This window comes from Methanosarcina sp. WH1, from assembly GCF_000970005.1.
GTDB lineage: Archaea > Halobacteriota > Methanosarcinia > Methanosarcinales > Methanosarcinaceae > Methanosarcina.
In genome coordinates, this window is the sequence record NZ_CP009504.1 from 24888 (window position 1) to 42489 (window position 17602).

The window sequence follows — 17602 nt, forward strand, 5'->3', positions numbered from 1 at the left end:
TTCTCTGAAGTCGTTTTAAGGCGGGCAGGAGCTGTTTCGTCAGGTCATATCATAAATTAATAACTTCATCAATTCATCATTACTGGATTCGTAAAAAATTTCACGTAACTAAACGTATGCAAACTTAATAGAAATTTCAGATTATACATATTACCAATTCAGGGCTAATATCATTCAGTTCAAAAATAAACCTTATACCACTATATCACCCATGATGCAAAAGTCAAAAAGTGCTTTCAATAAACCTGATGCATTCCATTCACTGCTTTACCACTCATCGTTTAGAGATACTTGTTTAGTAAAAAAGGCGTCTGGCTCGCTCTAGTTACTCACGCCTCAGGTTAATCCCATCTATGGGAATATCTCTGGAAGTCTTCAGTTATCAGGCGTATTGAATGGCAAACACATTATTTGACTTACGGTTCTGAGAGTTATTTCAGATCCATCAATAAGCTTATGTTAGGGCAAAGATTTTCGGGCAAGTACAGAACTCCGTGGATATCGTGGAGGTATAAATGCTTTCTCTGGTCGAAAATCAGGAATAGCTCTATCTTTGAGAGCTTTAAAACCAGGTTGGCGCTTATCTGGCGGTTTTCCTTGCAGGTTATAGAGCTTTCATTAATTAATAGTCAGGAAATATTCCACCGGTTTAATTATCCTGGCATAAGCACAACAGGCAGTTGCAGGCAGGTTCGGAATTTCTCTTTCGGTTCATAATAATTTTTTATTATGAAATCTGCCTTTTCAAGGGTGTATTATCCCTGATCTGGTTTTTAATCTGATTTTTACTACTATTTTTGCATTTTCTGGCCCTTTATGGTTTCCAGCACGTTTCCAGAATATAGAGGATAGGTTTGTACTATACCAGAAAAGTGCTATGAGCTTGCAGCCGGAAAAAGAATTGTACCCCGGATTTTTCGGGTGTATAAGGACAATTTCCCGTCGATTAGTCAGGATAATCACTCGAATAAAAGATTTTCGTAATACATAGTTCATGATAAATCGTTATAATAATTCAGGGAGAATTTACATGCAAAATACTGATACCACAAAATACATCATTCACTCTAAAATCAATGCTGATGGGGTAATTGAGCGTCCTGATATCGTAGGCGCAATTTTTGGTCAGACCGAAGGGCTGCTCGGAGCAGATCTTGATCTGCGTGATCTGCAGAAAACTGGAAGGATCGGCAGGATTGAGGTAATGGTTACCGCCAAGGGAGGAAAAACCAAAGGAAATATCTTTGTTCCTTCGAGCCTTGATAAGGTAGAGACATCGATTCTTGCAGCATCTCTGGAAACCATTGACAGGGTAGGACCCTGCAGTGCCAAGATTGAGGTTTTCCAGGTAGAAGACGTAAGGGCTGTTAAGCGCAAAAAAATTATTGAGAGAGCAAAACTCATTTTCACAAAGATGTTCGATGAGACTGTGCCCGAATCCCAGGAGCTCGCTGATGAAGTTCGGCAGTCCGTAAGGGTTGACGAGCTGACTTATTATGGCAAGTCAAGGATACCCTGCGGGCCTAACGTGCTTAACTCGGATGCTATCATTATTGTTGAAGGCAGGGCTGACATCCTGAACCTGCTTCGCTATGGTATAAAGAACACCATCTGCGTGGGCGGAACAAACATTCCACCTGAGGTCGCTGAACTTACTAAAAAGAAAACCGTAACTGCTTTTACGGACGGAGACCGGGGTGGAGAACTCATTATACGTGAACTCCTGCAGGTGGCAGATATCGATTATGTTGCCCGTGCTCCGGATGGCAAGGGTGTGGAAGACCTTGTTCAGAAAGAAATAATCAGGTCTTTGCGCAGGAAAGTTCCAGTGGAACAGATTATTGAGAAATATGGAATCCAGGAAAAGGAAAATGAAGATAGTGCCTGCAGGCTGGAACGCATTTCCAAGAGAAAGATAAGAGCACCAGAAGTTGTTTCCAGAGTTGCGGAGAAGAAGTTACATAAACGTGTGAAAGTTCACAGGGTATCTCCAAAGACCGACGTTTATGAAGAGGAAGCCCCTGAAGAAATGGAAGGGGCGGTTCCTGAGAAACCATTAGAAAAAGTTTCGGAAAGGTCTTTTAAAAAAACTCCTGCAACGACAGAAAGAGTTGAGGCAAGACATGCGGTTTCAAAACCTGCGGTTATGGCAAGAGCAGTTCCAGCCAGCAGAGTTCCCAGAGGAAAGCCCGTAGTTGAGAAAGTTTCAGCTGTGAAAGTCCCTGGTGGAGAGGCGGTAAGGGTTTCACCCGCTCCTGCAAGACAGGCTCCGGTAGCTCCTCCAGTTTCTCCGGAAGCTGTGAGATTCAGACCGCACGTAGACGCCCTTAAAGGGACATTGACGGCAAGGATTCTGGATTCTGAAGACAGGATAATAGAGGAAATTGCAGTCAGAGACCTTGCAAGCAGGTTAAAAACCTGCAGAGACAATGTGAAAAGTGTAATTTTTGATGGTGTAATTACTCAGAGGCTTGTTGATATTGCTTCGAGCAATGCAATCAAAAATCTTGTAGGGGTGAAAATCGGAAATCTTGCTAAGGTTCCTGCAGATATGGAAGTTTTGACCTCCAGCATGCTCTGAACAGGTCTTTTTACTTCCTTTCTTTATCTTTTTTATTTCTTTTCTTATTGTTTTAGAAAAAATCGTTTATTTACGCCTGATTTTTGTCATAGAGTTAATTATCCTCCTGGCCGGGAATTATAGCCAGTAACTAATTATCTCATTTTTATTTTTTTTTTTGTGTAACATTTATATATATCTCCGGGAGGATCACTACGATTTGGCATGGTTTCACACTATAATGCTATAATTCACACTCTATCATATAATTTATCATTATTTATCATATACATTATATGACAAAGTTTATTTATAATAACTAGGAACTCAATTTCCTCGGGTAATTCTTTTATTCGGTTCAAGATAATATTTAATTGATCTTGTAAAATTGAGGTATTTAATTGATCTTGTAAAAATGTAGGTCTGTTCGCTATGCACAAGGAAGAACTGATACAACTGCACACATATATGGCTCAAATGAAGAGATACTTTGAGAGGCACGGTGTAACGCACGAGTTCGATGACTACAAGGCTTTATCGATAAGCCCCGTCCATATCCACAGGAGCAAGGCGGATCACAAGCGCGCAATTTTTATTTTGGGAGGCGAGCTTGCTACTCTCATGTCACGGGATGACCCCATCTTCGAGGAAGCGTCTGCCCATATGAGAGATTCTCTGAATTCCGTCATCAAGCTCATCGGTAATAACTGATAGGGCCCCGGATTGTAGTAACGAGTTCGTTGTTTGAGAATACGGGTTCGAGATATTTTTGTTTTGAGATCAAGAGGCGGTATGGGCGCAGATGCATTTTCATAACCATGCCGTCTTCTCCATCTGAATAATACTTTTTTTCTGTCCAGCAGGGTACGAATCCTAGTGATCTGTACAACTTTTGTGCGCTAGTATTACTGTTTCTTACTTCCAGTCTCGCGTATTTAAGGCAGTTTGCAACAAAAATGTCACATATGGCATGAATAAGTTCTGTGCCTATTCCTCTTCCCCTATATTCTTTTTTTACTCCAACGGAAAAAATATGCCCTTCGTTTTCCGCGGAACGGTAGCCGACTACATACCCCACGACTTTTTCGTCCTGTTCCGCAACAAGGAAGCCATCTCCAACCATCTCGTAAAAGTTCATATATACCAGGGAATTATGCTCCGAAAAAGCCTCTTCTTCAATTTCGACTATTTCCTGGAAGTCCTCAGGTGCGAAACGTCTTATCATAATATCATTATATATCCCTTCCATTTTATTACTTCTTCGAGAGAAGAACAACTCTCTCGCGGAAGCCTGTATGGCTTTCTGTTCTGCATATTTTCTATTCAAGAACATCTTTTCTGGTGCCTGTTTCGCACTTCTACAGCGTTTTTCCGGGCTGAAAATCAGGTTAAAAACCAGACTTGAAGTTTTCAGCCTCAAGGTCTTCAGGTTTAGTGTTTTCAGGTTTAGTGTTTTCAGGTTTAGTGTTTTCAGGTTTAGTGTTTTCAGGTTCAAAGTTTTTTAACATGCCGGACGTCTACTGCAACACCTCTACCTGATTCTTCCATTTCTCTCCCGCTCATCATAGCCCTTCCTACACAGAGAGCTTTTTTCCCGAGAACTATTACTTCATCATTTGGTCGTATTTCGGGGTCTGCCTCAAGCACACCTGGGGCAAGAATGGAACCGCGTGGGACAAAGTCGTCAATCTTTACCACATATTTCTCACTTTTTAGCACCAGTTCCGCTCCTTCGGGAGATAGGGCAAGCATCCCGTACTGCGGGATTAAAGTTGCAAGCTGTTTTTTCCCGGCAAAGAGCTGGTACTTCGGGAAACGGCCTTTAACCACAGTTTTTCCAACTTCTTCCGAAAAGAGATGCCCTGCGCCCTCTCCGAATTGATAACCTGCAACCGCTTTTACGAAATTCTTCTTCTCTTCTTCAGCATTCTGTTTTTTCTGGCTGAAATTCTCGGATGTGCAGATAGATTCAACGGTATTTTTCAGGTTCGAAAGAGATTCATAGGACGTGAGACTTTTCCCGGCAGTGTAGATTACTTCAATCCCGAGCTTTTCAGCTATTCTTTCACAGATCTCCCTGTACGCCCCTTCCACATGGGCAACTATGGCCTTATACCCATGTTTTGAAAGATAGGCTTCAAGGCAGCCGGAAACCCAGGTCTTTTCTTCTTCGTCCCAATGTCCTGTAACCGCAGTATCGTAATGGGCTGCCGGGTAGGTCAATTCGAGTTCTCTGGGCACGATTCCCAGGGGTGAGGTTATGATTACCTCATGGACAAACTTCCGGTATTTGCCAAGGGTAAGGATGAACTTCTGGTGGGACTGGGAAATTGAATAGGGTTTTTTAGCTGCACACGGGAGGAGCAGGAGGATATCAAGGTCAGGAGGTACATATCTTTCCTGTATGCGCTGCGCAAACCTGACCACTTCGATCCTTGAAAGGGCTTCGGAAGTATTTGCAAGGAGCTGATTTTGTCGGAAAGCGGGAACTTTTTCTTCAAGGTAAGAGTATTCGAAATCACCAAGGCGCAACAGGGCTGTAAGCCAGGGCCTGACCCTGCACTGCCCTTCCACGTACTCCCGCAGTGTCCCTGCCCGAATTTTTTCACGGACAAGAGCAAGTTCAGCGTCAAGGGCGTCCCTGTTATGGGCTGAAAGAAGCTTTGCCCTGTCGGCTCTTGGGAGAGTTAGAAGTTCTGCGGGTGTTGTGGTGGCACATACCTTGCACCTGCAGGGGAACTCTACAAGGGAGTCAAGATAGAAACTGCCTGCAGCTGTAAGGTAGATATCAGAATAGGCTGCAATTTCTGCTTTTGTATCATCCATAACATCGATCCCTATGTAGGCAAGCATTGCTGCATTTTCAGGACGAGCCAGGTTGGGGGCATAGAGAGCAGTATCCGGAGGGATCTGGTTTTTCAGGTCAATTAAGGTTTCCAGAAACCTTCGAGCATTATTTTCCAGAGTCCCTGCACCTTCCATTATGTAAAGGTCACTCTTCTGAATCTCTTTTTCTGCTCTAAGAAAGGAACCTGTAGGGCCGTTATCTTCAGCATTTCCATCGCTGGTGGCAGTAAATATTTCTACTTTTCCGAGCGATTCGGCTGGAATAGCAGGCGGATAAGTCTGATGGGGAAGGATTATGAGAGTTCTCTTTCCTGTTTTTTCACGAATTTCCTTTATGCGTGCTTGAAGTTCTTCCCGGTCAACAGTCCAGAGGCTGCCTGCATCAACAATAGGTCCCGGATTTTCAAGGTTTCCAAGTGCTGCCGTATGCAGGGCACAGGGAGTGCGGAGTTCGGGAGAGAGCAGAAGTTTTCCTATACGTGCTGCTCCATCTCTATTTTCTATTTCAAAGTACTGTGTCATATTTGTCCTCTTATGTCTATCAGGATGTAAAGGTTTGCCCTGCACATTTTTCTCAAAAAGTTCGTAGCTCTCTTTCTTTTTCCTTTACCTTATTTTCAGTTCAAATGATAATTACTGTCACCATTGTAGAATCAAATTTAATTTTAAGATACGTTCTAAGGGGGAAGGAGGCTGGAGATGGTATATTCTTATATATTATTAAGCTGGAGATGGTATATTCTTATATATTATTAATATTGATTATCTGCTGCAACTTATCTCTCATTTCTGTCCCAATAGTGGCAGGGAATTTTCTATTTTTCACATCCGAATTCCAGATTTGAGGTTTATAATGGATATAACTGCAGAGCTTCGAAAAATCGTTGGCGAGCGGCTCTCGGTCTCGCCTTCTGAACTTTACTGTTATTCTTCTGATGCATCCCAGGTCAAAGGTGTGCCTGATTACGTGGTACGCCCGAAAAGCACGGAAGAGGTCAGCCGCATTGTCAGGCTTGCTTATGAAAATGAAATCCCTGTGACTGCAAGGGGAGCAGGCACCGGACTTGCCGGTGGTGCAGTCCCTGTTGGAGGAGGCATTGTGCTGGATATGTCAGGAATGAACCGCCTTCTTGAAATTGATATTGACAATATCCAGGTAGTAGTGGAACCGGGTATAATCCAGGACGCCCTTAATGACGCCTTAAAACCATACGGCTTTTTCTTTCCCCCTAACCCAGGCAGTTCTGCCATGTGCACTATCGGGGGTATGATAGCTTATAATGCAAGTGGGATGCGTTGTGTCAAATACGGGACCACCAGGAACTATGTCCGCGACCTGGAAGTGGTGCTTGCGGATGGAACTGTTATCCACACAGGCTCAAAAATGTTGAAATCAGCTGCAGGTTATGACCTGACCCAGCTTATTATAGGCTCTGAAGGCACGCTTGGAATCGTCACTAAAGCCGGCCTGAAGATCGCTCCTCTCCCGAAGACGCGGAAACTTGTAATCGCGTCCTTTAAAAGTGCTGAGGTTGCGGGGCAGGCAGTTGTAAAGACTTTTTCAAACGGGGTTATCCCTTCAGCCTGCGAGATCCTTGACAGGGTTTCCCTGCAGGTGCTTAAACGCTACGACCCGAAACTTGTGCTCCCTTCGGAGGGGGATGTAATCCTTTTCGAGGTAGATGGCACTGAAAATTCGGCGCATGAAGCTGCAGAGCAGATAATATCGGTCTGTTCCCCCCTTGCCCTCTCCATAAAGCTTGCGGAAAGTGAAAAGGAAATGGCAGATATCTGGGCAGCCCGAAAGCTTGTAGGAGCTGCAGTTTCCCGTCTTGACCCCACCAAATCCAGGATTTATGTGGGGGAAGACGTGGGAGTTCCCATAAAGAAGATTCCTGAACTGCTCAGGAGAGCACAGGAAATTTCTGAGAAATTCAATCTGCCTGCTATGAAGTACGGGCATATTGGAGATGGAAACCTGCACCTTGCCCTTTTCATTGATGTCCTGAATAAGGACGAGTGGGACCGCCTAAACCGGGCTGCAGATCTGATCCACAGGACAGCAATTGAGCTTGGGGGCACGGTCAGTTCCGAACATGGTGTGGGAGCTGCCCGCGGCCAGTATATGGAAGCCCAGTGGGGCCCGGCTCTTGAGGTAATGCGTGCAATCAAGAAAGCCCTTGACCCGAAAGGAATCCTGAATCCGGGTAAGTTGGGGTTGTGAAAGCCGTGAAAAATGAAGGAAAAAAGGAAACTAAGAGAACGGAAGAAATGAAAGAAAGTAGAGTAAGTAAGTCCAGAGAAAAAAGTGAGACTAAAGGCAAAGAGTTGCCCTTTGAAATAGATCCCCGTTCGGTTTATAAATGTGTGCAGTGTGGAACCTGCCGCTCAGTCTGCCCGGTCTTTGATGTAGTCGGCTGGGAGTCCGCCAATACACGCGGAAGAATGCTTATCATTAAGAGTCTGCTTGAAGGAAGGCCGCCATCCGAAGATGTCCTCTCAAGCCTCTCTACCTGCACAACCTGTGGGATCTGTGCTGCCAAATGCCCTGCCGGAGCAAACCCTCCTGATGTAGTGGAAGCTGCCCGTGCTCAGCTGGTAAAATGTGGTGTTACAACCGAAGCCCAGGAAAAGCTGAAGGCTGCAGTTACGACCAGTGGCAATTCTTTTGGGGAAACAAGAAGTCGCTTGCACTGGCTGTCTGATACAGAACGTTCAAAACTCCCGGAGAAGTCCGACTATGTCTACTTTGTAGGTTGTTTTGACTCCTACCGTTATCCGGAATTTGCAAAAAAGACTTTTGAGGTTTTGCAGCGCTTCGGGGTCACCCTCCTGCCGGACGAGCAGTGCTGTGCTTCCCCCCTCCTCCGTACGGGTTTCCGGGAAGATGCAGAAAAAATCATGGAGCACAACCTTGAGCAGATTCGGAAAGTGGGAGCTCATACCGTCGTCACGGGTTGTGCCGGTTGTTATACAACACTCAAGAACAACTACCCTGAAGAGCTCAGGGTCATCAGCCTCCCAGAGTTCCTTGCCGAACACCTGGACGAACTGAACCTGAAGCGCCTTGACCTCACAGTTACTTACCATGACCCCTGCCACCTGGGTAGGCACAACAAGGTCTATGACCCACCCAGAAAAGTTATTCAGGCTATCTGCACCCTCAAGGAGATGAAAAACATCAAAGAAAACTCTCGCTGCTGCGGCGGTGGGGGAGGAGTCAGAATAGGATATCCCGACATCTCCCTTGAACTTGCAAGAAAGCGTATTGAAGACGTGCCCGAAGGTGTGGACTACATAGTTACCTCCTGTCCCCTCTGCGTGAGGAACCTCAGGGATGCAGGTGGAGATGTCGAAGTTATCGACATTGTAGAACTCGTGGCAATGGCGCTGGAGTGAATTAGCTACAGGTTTATGGTTGATTTTTTTCCGGGTCGGTTTTTTTCCGACTCAGTAATTTCTTTTTTGCTTCTGAGAAGAGGTCTGTTCCTGGTACAAAATCAGTAATTGTTTTTTCGCGATTTCTATTTTTTAATTGTAAACATCACATTATTTTTATCTTCCTGATTTTCTCTTCCTGGATGGATACAATGATAAACAGTCCGTGGGCTGTCAACGCTATATTTTTATTTCTTGAAGGTGACTGTTGTTTGTTGGGCAATACAGGTGAAAGTAAGTTTTAGAAATTTATAGGAGGATATGATCTATGAGTTGTAAACCAATAACATTTAAGAATGTCCCCCCCGATGTGTTTAAATGCATGAAGAAAAAACTTCAGGATGCGGGCATCCATGTACCACCGGGAAACAGAGGAGAACTCTCAGGATCGGGGGTTGAGGCGGATTTTGAATGGGACGGAAAATCTTCTCTTACCATCACAATCACGGAGAAACCGTTTATCGTCAGCTGCGGAGCAGTGGCGGGGAAAATAAAGGGCTTTGTGAAAGAGTGCCATGGGTCCTGAAAATTCAGGATAAAACCTGTTCGGAACAGAGGGGGAAAAGGTATGGGTGGCAGGAAAATTGATACGGAGGGGTGTCAGGGGATCAGGTTTAGAAATATAACTCCGGACTTGTTTTCCTGTCTGAAGAAAAAACTCCAGACCTACGGGATCGAAACTTCACCTGGAAACTCCGGGGTGCTTGAAGGCAACGGTATAGTTGCTCACTTTAGCCTGGATGGGGGGAACAACCTGCTAATTGTGGTCAAGGAAAGATCCCTGGATACCTATTGTGGGCAGATAAGCGGAAAACTTAGAGCTCTTGTGCGGGAATGCCAGGGGTTCTAAGAAAATTAGCAAAAATCCGGGGTTTGGTTTTTTTGGTGTGGTATACCGGAAAAGAACTTATAAATGCATTACAGAAAGCAAGATTTCTTGTCGTGAGGCGAAAAGGAAGTCATGTTTCACTTTGAAAAACCGCTCCCGAAGGAACTTACAGGACAGTTGTTCCGTTACATGCAAGACTTGCCAAAGGGACTCTTCTCGATATTCTTCATCAAATCGGCTTAAGTAAAGAGGAGTTAATTGATTTGCTATAATTCTTATACGGAAGTTCATAACTTTCCTTATTTGCCTTTTCTTCTTATCAAACAATTATGGGCGTTTCCCACAAGATCGAGCCGCCCTGCTTTTTCCAGGGCTTCATATACGAGTTCATAGTTTGCAGGACTTCTATAGTGCATGAGGGCTCTTTGCATGGCTTTTTCTTTTTTATCCCGGGCAACGTATACCGCTTTTCCTGTAAAAGGGTCAAGCCCTGTGTAATACATGCAGGTTGATACTGTCATCGGGGTTGGGGTAAAGTCCTGGACCTGTTCTGTGTAGCCCCCATGGTCCCGCACATACTCTGCCATTTCGATCATATCTTCAAGGGTGCAGCCCGGATGTCCTGACATCAGGTAGTTTACTATATACTGGTTCTTGCCACATTTTTTGTTAAGGACTGCAAACTTTCCGGCAAATTTCTCATAAACTTCTCTGCCAGGCTTGGACATTACATCGGTTACTCGCTTTGAGAAGTGTTCGGGTGCAACCCGCAGCTGTCCGCTTATGTGGTGGGTGCAAAGTTCTTCGAGGTACTCTTCATCTTCAAGAGCCAGGTCGTAGCGCACACCGTAACCTGTAAAGACCTGCCTGACCCCGGGAAGTTCGCGCAGGCGCTGCATCAATTCAAGCAGTTTTTTATGGCTTGTGTCAAGAGAGGGGCAGATACGCGGGTAAAGGCAGGCTTTGTCCAGGCAGGCTCCCTTCTTTTCCCAGGAACTACACCTCATGCCGTACATATTGGCAGTGGGGCCTCCGACTCCATTGATTATGCCTTTGAAATCCGGTTTTTCTGTCAGCTTCTTTGCTTCCCTGAGGACGGACTCAATGCTGCGGCTTGCTATCATGCGCCCCTGGTGCTGGGTGATGGCGCAAAAAGCACAACCTCCGAAACAGCCCCTGTGCGTTGTCAGGGAGAATTTTACCATTTCAAGGGCAGGGATGGGCTCGGGGTAGAAGGGGTGGGTTTCTCCCGTGAACGGTAGCTCATATAAATGGTCAAGTTCTGCCTCTGTCAGAGGGCGCATGGGCCTGTTCTGTACAATAACAGTTTTCGGGTGAGGCTGAACTACACCTTTTCCTGTGACCGGGTTCAGTTCCAGGAAATATGTGCGGAAAGCATTTGCAAAGGTTGCTTTGTCCTGAGAAACTTCGGAAAAGGAAGGAATTTCGAGGTATTTCCTGAAAAATTCGGTTGCTTCCTTGGCTGCCTTTTTGTTCTGTTCTTTCAGCTCTTTCCAGGCTTTGACTTCCATTTTCCAGACCGTGCCGGGGATGTCTCTGATATCCCGTATGTCCTCTCCAGCTTGAAGGCGCGTTGCAATTTCTACAATCTGGAGTTCTCCCATTCCGTAGACAACAAGGTCTGCAGGGGCGTCGGCCAGAATTGACTGTCTTACTTTATCAGAAAGATAATCGTAATGAGCAAAGCGCCGCAGGGAAGCTTCAATTCCTCCGAGCACTATCGTCACCCCAGGGAAAGCTTCTTTTATCCTGTTTGAATAGATAATCACGGCACGGTTCGGACGAAGTCCTTTTTTGCCTTCAGGTGAATATGCATCTTTATCTCGCGGCTTAAGACCCGCAGTCAGGTTGCTGACCATTGAGTCAGTGTTTCCTGCACTTACGGAAAAAAAGAGTCTGGGTTTTCCAAGTTTTCTGAAGTCTTCAGGGCTGTCCCAGCGTGGTTGGGCAATTATTCCTACCCTGAAGCCGGCATCTTCAAGGACCCTTCCTATTATTGCAGTCCCGAAACTGGAGTGGTCCACATAGGCGTCTCCTGTGACCAGTATAATATCAAGTTCCTTCCAACCGCGAGCTTTTACTTCTTCAGGGCTCATCGGAAGAAACATTGATGCAGGGAGAGATGGAGAATAGGTTTTTTTCTGCTTTTTTTCCTTTTTTCTGGTTTTAGTTTCAGGCCTCGATTCGGATGTTTTTCCTTCTCCTGCTGAAGCTTCCGGCTTTGTCCTTCCGGGTTTTCTTGAGGTTCGAGTCCCGGATTTTATTTCTTTTCCGGTTTCTACTTTTTTTGGAACAAAAAGACCGGTTTTCCTAGCAGACTTTTCTCTATCCGGGTTTTTATCCTTTTTTTTATTTGTTTTTTCCAGGTTGAATTTTTTATTTCCTGTCGGGACTGATGTATCTTTTACCATAATCTGCTTCCGGACTCCCAGTCTTTTAACCTCTTCTTCCAGTCTTTTAATCTCTTTTTCTTATTCGCTGCCTTCAAACTCCCATCATCATCTTTAGCATTGTATAAGAAGCCTGGACCTGTTTGTTCCCGTCTCTGTCATTAGGGGCTCCATGCCCCGAGTACAGGGTTTTTACATCGAGTTTTGTGAGTTTTTCTATGGAACCAAGCATTTTTTCAGGCTCTGAACCTTCAAAGTCCATCCTTCCGAAACCACCGCCTGGAAAGACGGTGTCTCCTGAAAAGAGGCTTTTTGAGATAGGTTCATAGAGGCAGATGCTCCCTTTTGAATGACCTGGGGTGTGGATGACTTCAAGGCATTCCTCTTTTCCTATGGGGATTTTGTCCCCTTCCTCATAGACAACTGTTGGCCTGACAGCCGGGGCGCGGTCTCCAAAGAGCACGGAAACACTTAGATACTCATCGTTTACGCCTTCAAGGTCTGCCCTGTGGATTCCAACTTTTGCTCCACTCTTCTCTGCAATTATTGCAGCTGCGGCAGTGTGATCATAGTGGCAGTGGGTCAGGACGATTAGTTCAAGGTCAGTAAGCTTGATAGATTTTTCAAGTTCCCTGATGATCAGGTCACTGTTCATTCCAGCATCGATCAGGACTTTCCCGTTTACAAGGTAAACACTGGAATCGTAGGCTGTGGGGCAGATGTATCGGACTTCCATATTTCTTCCTCTTCTGTTCCTCTTTCTGTTTTTTCTTTTTTCCCTTCTTCTTTCTTTTCTTTTATCTCAGAAACGATTTTAAAACCTTAGATTCCGAAAACCTTGCGCGCGTTTTCAGTGGTGTCTCTTGCAATTTCTGCAGGCTCCATTTCCTTAACCTGCGCTACAACCGGGATCGAATCCGCTATATATGCAGGCTCGTTTCTGCCTTTGCGGGGGGAGAGGAAAGGACTATCGGTTTCCAGGAGCAGGTTTTCAAGGGGGACCTTGGCTGCAAGGTTCTGGTGATGTTCGGAAAAACAGACAAGGGTAGCCAGGGAAATATAGTAGCCTGCGTCTACGATTTCCTGCATGGTCTCAAGGGAACCACTATAGCAGTGATAGACTACGGTATCCACCCCTTTTACAAGTTTAAGGACTTCTGCTTCAGCCATCCGGGCATGTACTACAAGGGGTTTGTCCAGATTTTTTGCAATCTCGATTACTTTTTCAAACGAAGCTGTCTGTCGTTGACGTTCTTCATTTGTTTTGCAGTCCTGAAAATCCAGGCCGGCTTCTCCTATACCCACTGCGTTTTCGGCATTAGCTTCGATCTGGGCAAGGATAGAGTTGATAATGTCATCGTTTCCCTCTCTGCCGATGTCAGGGCTCAGTCCCAGTGCAGCATGGATATCTTCATTCTTTTCCGCAAGCTCAAGACTCATGCGGTTGCCTTTAAGGGAAATTCCGGAGTTGATCATCCCGATAACTCCTGCTTTTCGGGCGCGGAGGATAGCCTCTTCCCTGTCGGGGTTGAATTTGGGAAAATCAAGGTGACAATGAGAATCAATGATTGGATAAGGCATGGGTTTGTATTCTATTTCATTTTATTTTACCTTATACATGCTTGGGGAATACAAACCCGAAAATTAACAGGTATCTTGCCTTATCCGGTTTCAGGCTTTGAGTTGTTATTTCCGGTATTATTTTCCGGCTCAAAGCTTCAGCCCTTTTCTCTTTGCCGTTTTAGCTTTTTTCTTATTTTTTATACAGCAGGTTCATAGCGTTTACAAGGGCTTCCACGGAAGCCATGACTATGTCCGGGTTTGCGGACCGTGCTGTTACAATCCTGCCCTTTTCGTTTTGGAGGCCTATGTACACATCGGCAAGAGCGTCAGCTCCTCCCGTGATAGCATCGATCCTGAATTCCTGAAGCTTAAAATGGTTGCTCTCGCCCAGGATATCCCTTACAGCGTTGAGGGCGGCGTCTACAGGGCCAACTCCGGTTTTTGCTGAAATGATTTCTTTTCCTTCGATATTTGCCTTGACCACAGCCGTAGGTGTGATGATGTTTCCTGTCATGACGGATACTTCTTTGAGTTTAATCAGTTCTTCATCAGAACTTGCTTTTCCGAGCACCGCAGAGGCGATTGCATAGAGATCGGCGTCTGTTATCTGTTTACCTTTGTTTGCGATTTCTTTGATCCTGAGCACAATCTCGTCGAGCTGCTTTTCACTGGTTTTTATGCCAGCAGACTCAAGGGACTGTTTGACAGCATGTTTGCCTGTGTGCTTTCCAAGGACGATGCGACGTCTGTGCCCGACCATTTCCGGGGTCATAATACCGGGTTCGAAAGTATCGGATTTTTCAAGCACTCCCTGACTGTGAATTCCCGATTCATGGGAAAAGGCGTTTTGCCCGACCACAGGCGTGTTTGGTGGAAGCCTGATTCCGGTGTAGTTTTCAATCATTTTTGAAGTTTCTACAAGGTATTCTGTCCGGATATTGGTTTTTGCACCGTAGATTGACTTCAGGCTCATCACTGCCTGGGAAAGGTCAGCATTTCCTGCCCTCTCCCCAATGCCATTTATAGTGACCTGTACCTGAGATGCCCCGGCTTCAACGGCCATAAGGCTGTTTGCTACTGCAAGTCCGAAATCATTGTGACAGTGTACGTCTATCGGAATCGTAATTTCAGTTGCAATGTCTTTGATCTGTCTGTACATTGCAGATGGAACCATGATGCCGACAGTGTCCGGCACGTTAATGATATCGCATCCTGCCTCCTGGACTGCCTTGAAAACCTCTATGAGATATTCAGGGTCAGTTCTGGTGGCATCCATTGCAGAAAACATGCACTTCAGCCCGTGGTCTTTGATGTACTGGACAGCTTCTACAGCCAGTTGGATTACTTCTTCCTGGCTCTTTTTAATGGTATAGATCCGCTGTACATCTGAGGTCGGGACGAAGGTATGCACAAGGCCAACATCACTATCAAAACAGGCATCGATGTCTTTTTTCAGTACGCGAGCAAGTCCGCAGACTATGGTTTCAAGCCCGGCATTAGAAATCGATTTTACGGATTCTTTATCTCCTTCTGAAGAGATGGGAAATCCAGCTTCTATTATGTCTACCCCGAGTTTGTCGAGTTGATGAGCAATTTCCAGCTTCTGGGTAGAAGTCAGGGATACGCCCGGGGTTTGTTCTCCGTCACGCAGTGTTGTGTCAAAAACAGTTACTTTTTTATTCTGCATGGGTTCGATGTAAAAATCGATCCCTTCTTTCAGTGTGTACATCCATAGTAATCATCAATTTGAATGTACACTTCTGGTATATAAACATCATGTATATTTTTAAATGTTTGATTGGAACTTTACTTTTTTGAGCGTTTGATAGAAAATTATTTATAGTAGATGCCCCATTCTAGGGTTGCTTCTCAGGGTGTCACAAGACATCCCGAAGGTGAAAAACGGAATTTGAAAAACAGAGTTCGAAAAACGGAACAGGTACTTAAAAACGAAACCTGAAAAACGGAATAAAAAGTGCCTGAGCGGTTTGTTTTTACAAACGATCGCTAATAAAAACGGACAAAGTTAAGGGTTCTAAAGGACAACTCCTTTGAAATCTTTCAACTATTCACTTTCCATCTTTCAATTTGTTCGACCTTCTTTGAAGGAATAAGTATATATACAAGAAATACCTTGTATCTATCCCTCACAAGGCGCAAATGCGTGGGAGAACAATAAGAAGGTTTATATACAAGAAATACCTTGTATGAATCCCTCGCACAGAGTAAATGTGTGGGTTGATATTCAAAATCTCTTTCATCTTTTAATGGAGACAGGAGTTATTTTCTGTCTGACGAGGATTTGTCGGTTCGGTTAATTCTGGGTGATAGATGTTTTTTCAAATATCTATCGCGAAATGAACTAACTGAATTAGATAGTTGTTAGTGCAAGTTTCTGCGACCAAGACCTTTAATTTCAAGTGTGCTATAACAATTCTGGTTGATCCTGCCAGAGGTTACTGCTATCGGTGTTCGTCTAAGCCATGCGAGTCATATGTTCTTCGTGAACATGGCGTACTGCTCAGTAACACGTGGATAACCTGCCCTTGGGTCCGGCATAACCCCGGGAAACTGGGGATAATTCCGGATACCGCATATCTGCTGGAATGCTTTATGCGTCAAATGGATTCGTCTGCCCAAGGATGGATCTGCGGCCTATCAGGTAGTAGTGGGTGTAATGTACCTACTAGCCAACGACGGGTACGGGTTGTGAGAGCAAGAGCCCGGAGATGGATTCTGAGACATGAATCCAGGCCCTACGGGGCGCAGCAGGCGCGAAAACTTTACAATGCGGGAAACCGTGATAAGGGGACACCGAGTGCCAGCATCATATGCTGGCTGTCCAGGTGTTTAAACTACACCTGTTAGCAAGGGCCGGGCAAGACCGGTGCCAGCCGCCGCGGTAACACCGGCGGCCCGAGTGGTGATCGTGATTATTGGGTCTAAAGGGTCCGTAGCCGGTTTGGTCAGTCCTCCGGGAAATCTGATAGCTTAACTATTAGGCTTTCGGGGGATACTGCCAGGCTTGGAACCGGGAGAGGTAAGAGGTACTACAGGGGTAGGAGTGAAATCTTGTAATCCCTGTGGGACCACCTGTGGCGAAGGCGTCTTACCAGAACGGGTTCGACGGTGAGGGACGAAAGCTGGGGGTACGAACCGGATTAGATACCCGGGTAGTCCCAGCCGTAAACGATGCTCGCTAGGTGTCAGGCATGGCGCGACCGTGTCTGGTGCCGCAGGGAAGCCGTGAAGCGAGCCACCTGGGAAGTACGGCCGCAAGGCTGAAACTTAAAGGAATTGGCGGGGGAGCACAACAACGGGTGGAGCCTGCGGTTTAATTGGACTCAACGCCGGACAACTCACCGGGGGCGACAGCAATATGTAGGCCAAGCTGAAGACTTTGCCTGAATCGCTGAGAGGAGGTGCATGGCCGTCGCCAGTTCGTACTGTGAAGCATCCTGTTAAGTCAGGCAACGAGCGAGACCCGTGCCCACTGTTACCAGCATGTCCTCCGGGACGATGGGTACTCTGTGGGGACCGCCGGTGTTAAATCGGAGGAAGGTGCGGGCCACGGTAGGTCAGTATGCCCCGAATCTCCCGGGCTACACGCGGGCTACAATGGATGGGACAATGGGTCCCTCCCCCGAAAGGGGCTGGTAATCTCACAAACCCATCCGTAGTTCGGATCGAGGGCTGTAACTCGCCCTCGTGAAGCTGGAATCCGTAGTAATCGCGTTTCAATATAGCGCGGTGAATACTTCCCTGCTCCTTGCACACACCGCCCGTCAAACCACCCGAGTGAGGTATGGGTGAGGGCACGGACTCTGTGCCGTGTTCGAACCTGAATTTTGCAAGGGGGGTTAAGTCGTAACAAGGTAGCCGTAGGGGAATCTGCGGCTGGATCACCTCCTAAGCTAAAAACACTATCACCCAGATGCCGATAAACCGTACAAA

Annotated in this window: 12 protein-coding genes and 1 rRNA gene; 7 read left to right on the forward strand and 6 right to left on the reverse strand. The window is 45.8% G+C overall.

The window, feature by feature from the left end:
* Window positions 1-1030 precede the first annotated feature (1030 nt).
* On the forward strand, window positions 1031-2581 hold the full coding sequence (dnaG, locus tag MSWH1_RS00105; RefSeq protein ID WP_048124996.1) for a DNA primase DnaG: 1551 nt from the start codon (window positions 1031-1033) through the stop codon (window positions 2579-2581).
* Between the two features lie 411 nt (window positions 2582-2992).
* Complete coding sequence (locus MSWH1_RS00110; RefSeq protein ID WP_048124998.1) at window positions 2993-3271, forward strand: UPF0058 family protein; 279 nt, start codon at window positions 2993-2995, stop codon at window positions 3269-3271.
* Here MSWH1_RS00110 and rimI read toward each other — a convergent pair.
* Together rimI and arcS are read right to left on the reverse strand one after the other, a co-directional pair.
* Entirely contained in the window at window positions 3255-3809 is a 555-nt protein-coding gene (gene rimI / locus MSWH1_RS00115; protein WP_231591846.1) for a ribosomal protein S18-alanine N-acetyltransferase, read from the reverse strand. The two genes, MSWH1_RS00110 and rimI, sit on opposite strands and share 17 nt — an antisense overlap.
* Before the next feature lie 242 nt (window positions 3810-4051).
* Window positions 4052-5929 (reverse strand): archaeosine synthase subunit alpha, encoded by a 1878-nt coding sequence (arcS, locus tag MSWH1_RS00120; protein WP_048125000.1) that lies wholly within the window; start codon window positions 5927-5929, stop codon window positions 4052-4054.
* 331 nt (window positions 5930-6260) lie between these two features.
* Here arcS and MSWH1_RS00125 point away from each other — a divergent pair, with 331 nt between their 5' ends.
* The 4 genes from MSWH1_RS00125 (at window position 6261) to MSWH1_RS00140 (ending at window position 9695) form a co-directional block, all read left to right on the forward strand.
* Window positions 6261-7631 (forward strand): FAD-binding oxidoreductase, encoded by a 1371-nt coding sequence (locus tag MSWH1_RS00125; RefSeq protein WP_048125002.1) that lies wholly within the window; start codon window positions 6261-6263, stop codon window positions 7629-7631.
* A gap of 47 nt (window positions 7632-7678) precedes the next feature.
* Window positions 7679-8806, forward strand: coding sequence for a (Fe-S)-binding protein (locus MSWH1_RS00130; protein ID WP_369798547.1), 1128 nt, complete (start codon window positions 7679-7681; stop codon window positions 8804-8806).
* A 307-nt stretch (window positions 8807-9113) separates the two neighbouring features.
* A complete protein-coding gene (locus MSWH1_RS00135) occupies window positions 9114-9371 on the forward strand; it encodes a hypothetical protein (protein ID WP_048125005.1) in 258 nt (85 codons plus the stop codon).
* A 42-nt stretch (window positions 9372-9413) separates the two neighbouring features.
* Window positions 9414-9695 (forward strand): hypothetical protein, encoded by a 282-nt coding sequence (locus tag MSWH1_RS00140; RefSeq protein WP_048125007.1) that lies wholly within the window; start codon window positions 9414-9416, stop codon window positions 9693-9695.
* A gap of 278 nt (window positions 9696-9973) precedes the next feature.
* Here MSWH1_RS00140 and MSWH1_RS00145 read toward each other — a convergent pair whose 3' ends face one another.
* The 4 genes from MSWH1_RS00145 to MSWH1_RS00160 all read right to left on the reverse strand — a co-directional run bounded on the left by MSWH1_RS00145 (window position 9974) and on the right by MSWH1_RS00160 (window position 15377).
* The gene (locus MSWH1_RS00145) at window positions 9974-11791 is read right to left on the reverse strand and encodes a YgiQ family radical SAM protein (protein ID WP_048130125.1); all 1818 of its coding nucleotides are present in this window, start codon (window positions 11789-11791) and stop codon (window positions 9974-9976) included.
* 388 nt (window positions 11792-12179) lie between these two features.
* Window positions 12180-12821: an MBL fold metallo-hydrolase gene (locus MSWH1_RS00150; RefSeq protein ID WP_048125010.1), complete on the reverse strand. Its 642-nt coding sequence runs from the start codon at window positions 12819-12821 to the stop codon at window positions 12180-12182.
* 86 nt (window positions 12822-12907) lie between these two features.
* A complete protein-coding gene (locus MSWH1_RS00155; protein ID WP_048125013.1) occupies window positions 12908-13666 on the reverse strand; it encodes a TatD family hydrolase in 759 nt (252 codons plus the stop codon).
* 172 nt (window positions 13667-13838) lie between these two features.
* Entirely contained in the window at window positions 13839-15377 is a 1539-nt protein-coding gene (locus tag MSWH1_RS00160) for a 2-isopropylmalate synthase (protein ID WP_048125015.1), read from the reverse strand.
* Window positions 15378-16081: 704 nt separating this feature from the next.
* Here MSWH1_RS00160 and MSWH1_RS00165 point away from each other — a divergent pair.
* Window positions 16082-17559: ribosomal RNA gene (locus tag MSWH1_RS00165) — 16S ribosomal RNA — on the forward strand.
* Window positions 17560-17602 lie beyond the last annotated feature (43 nt).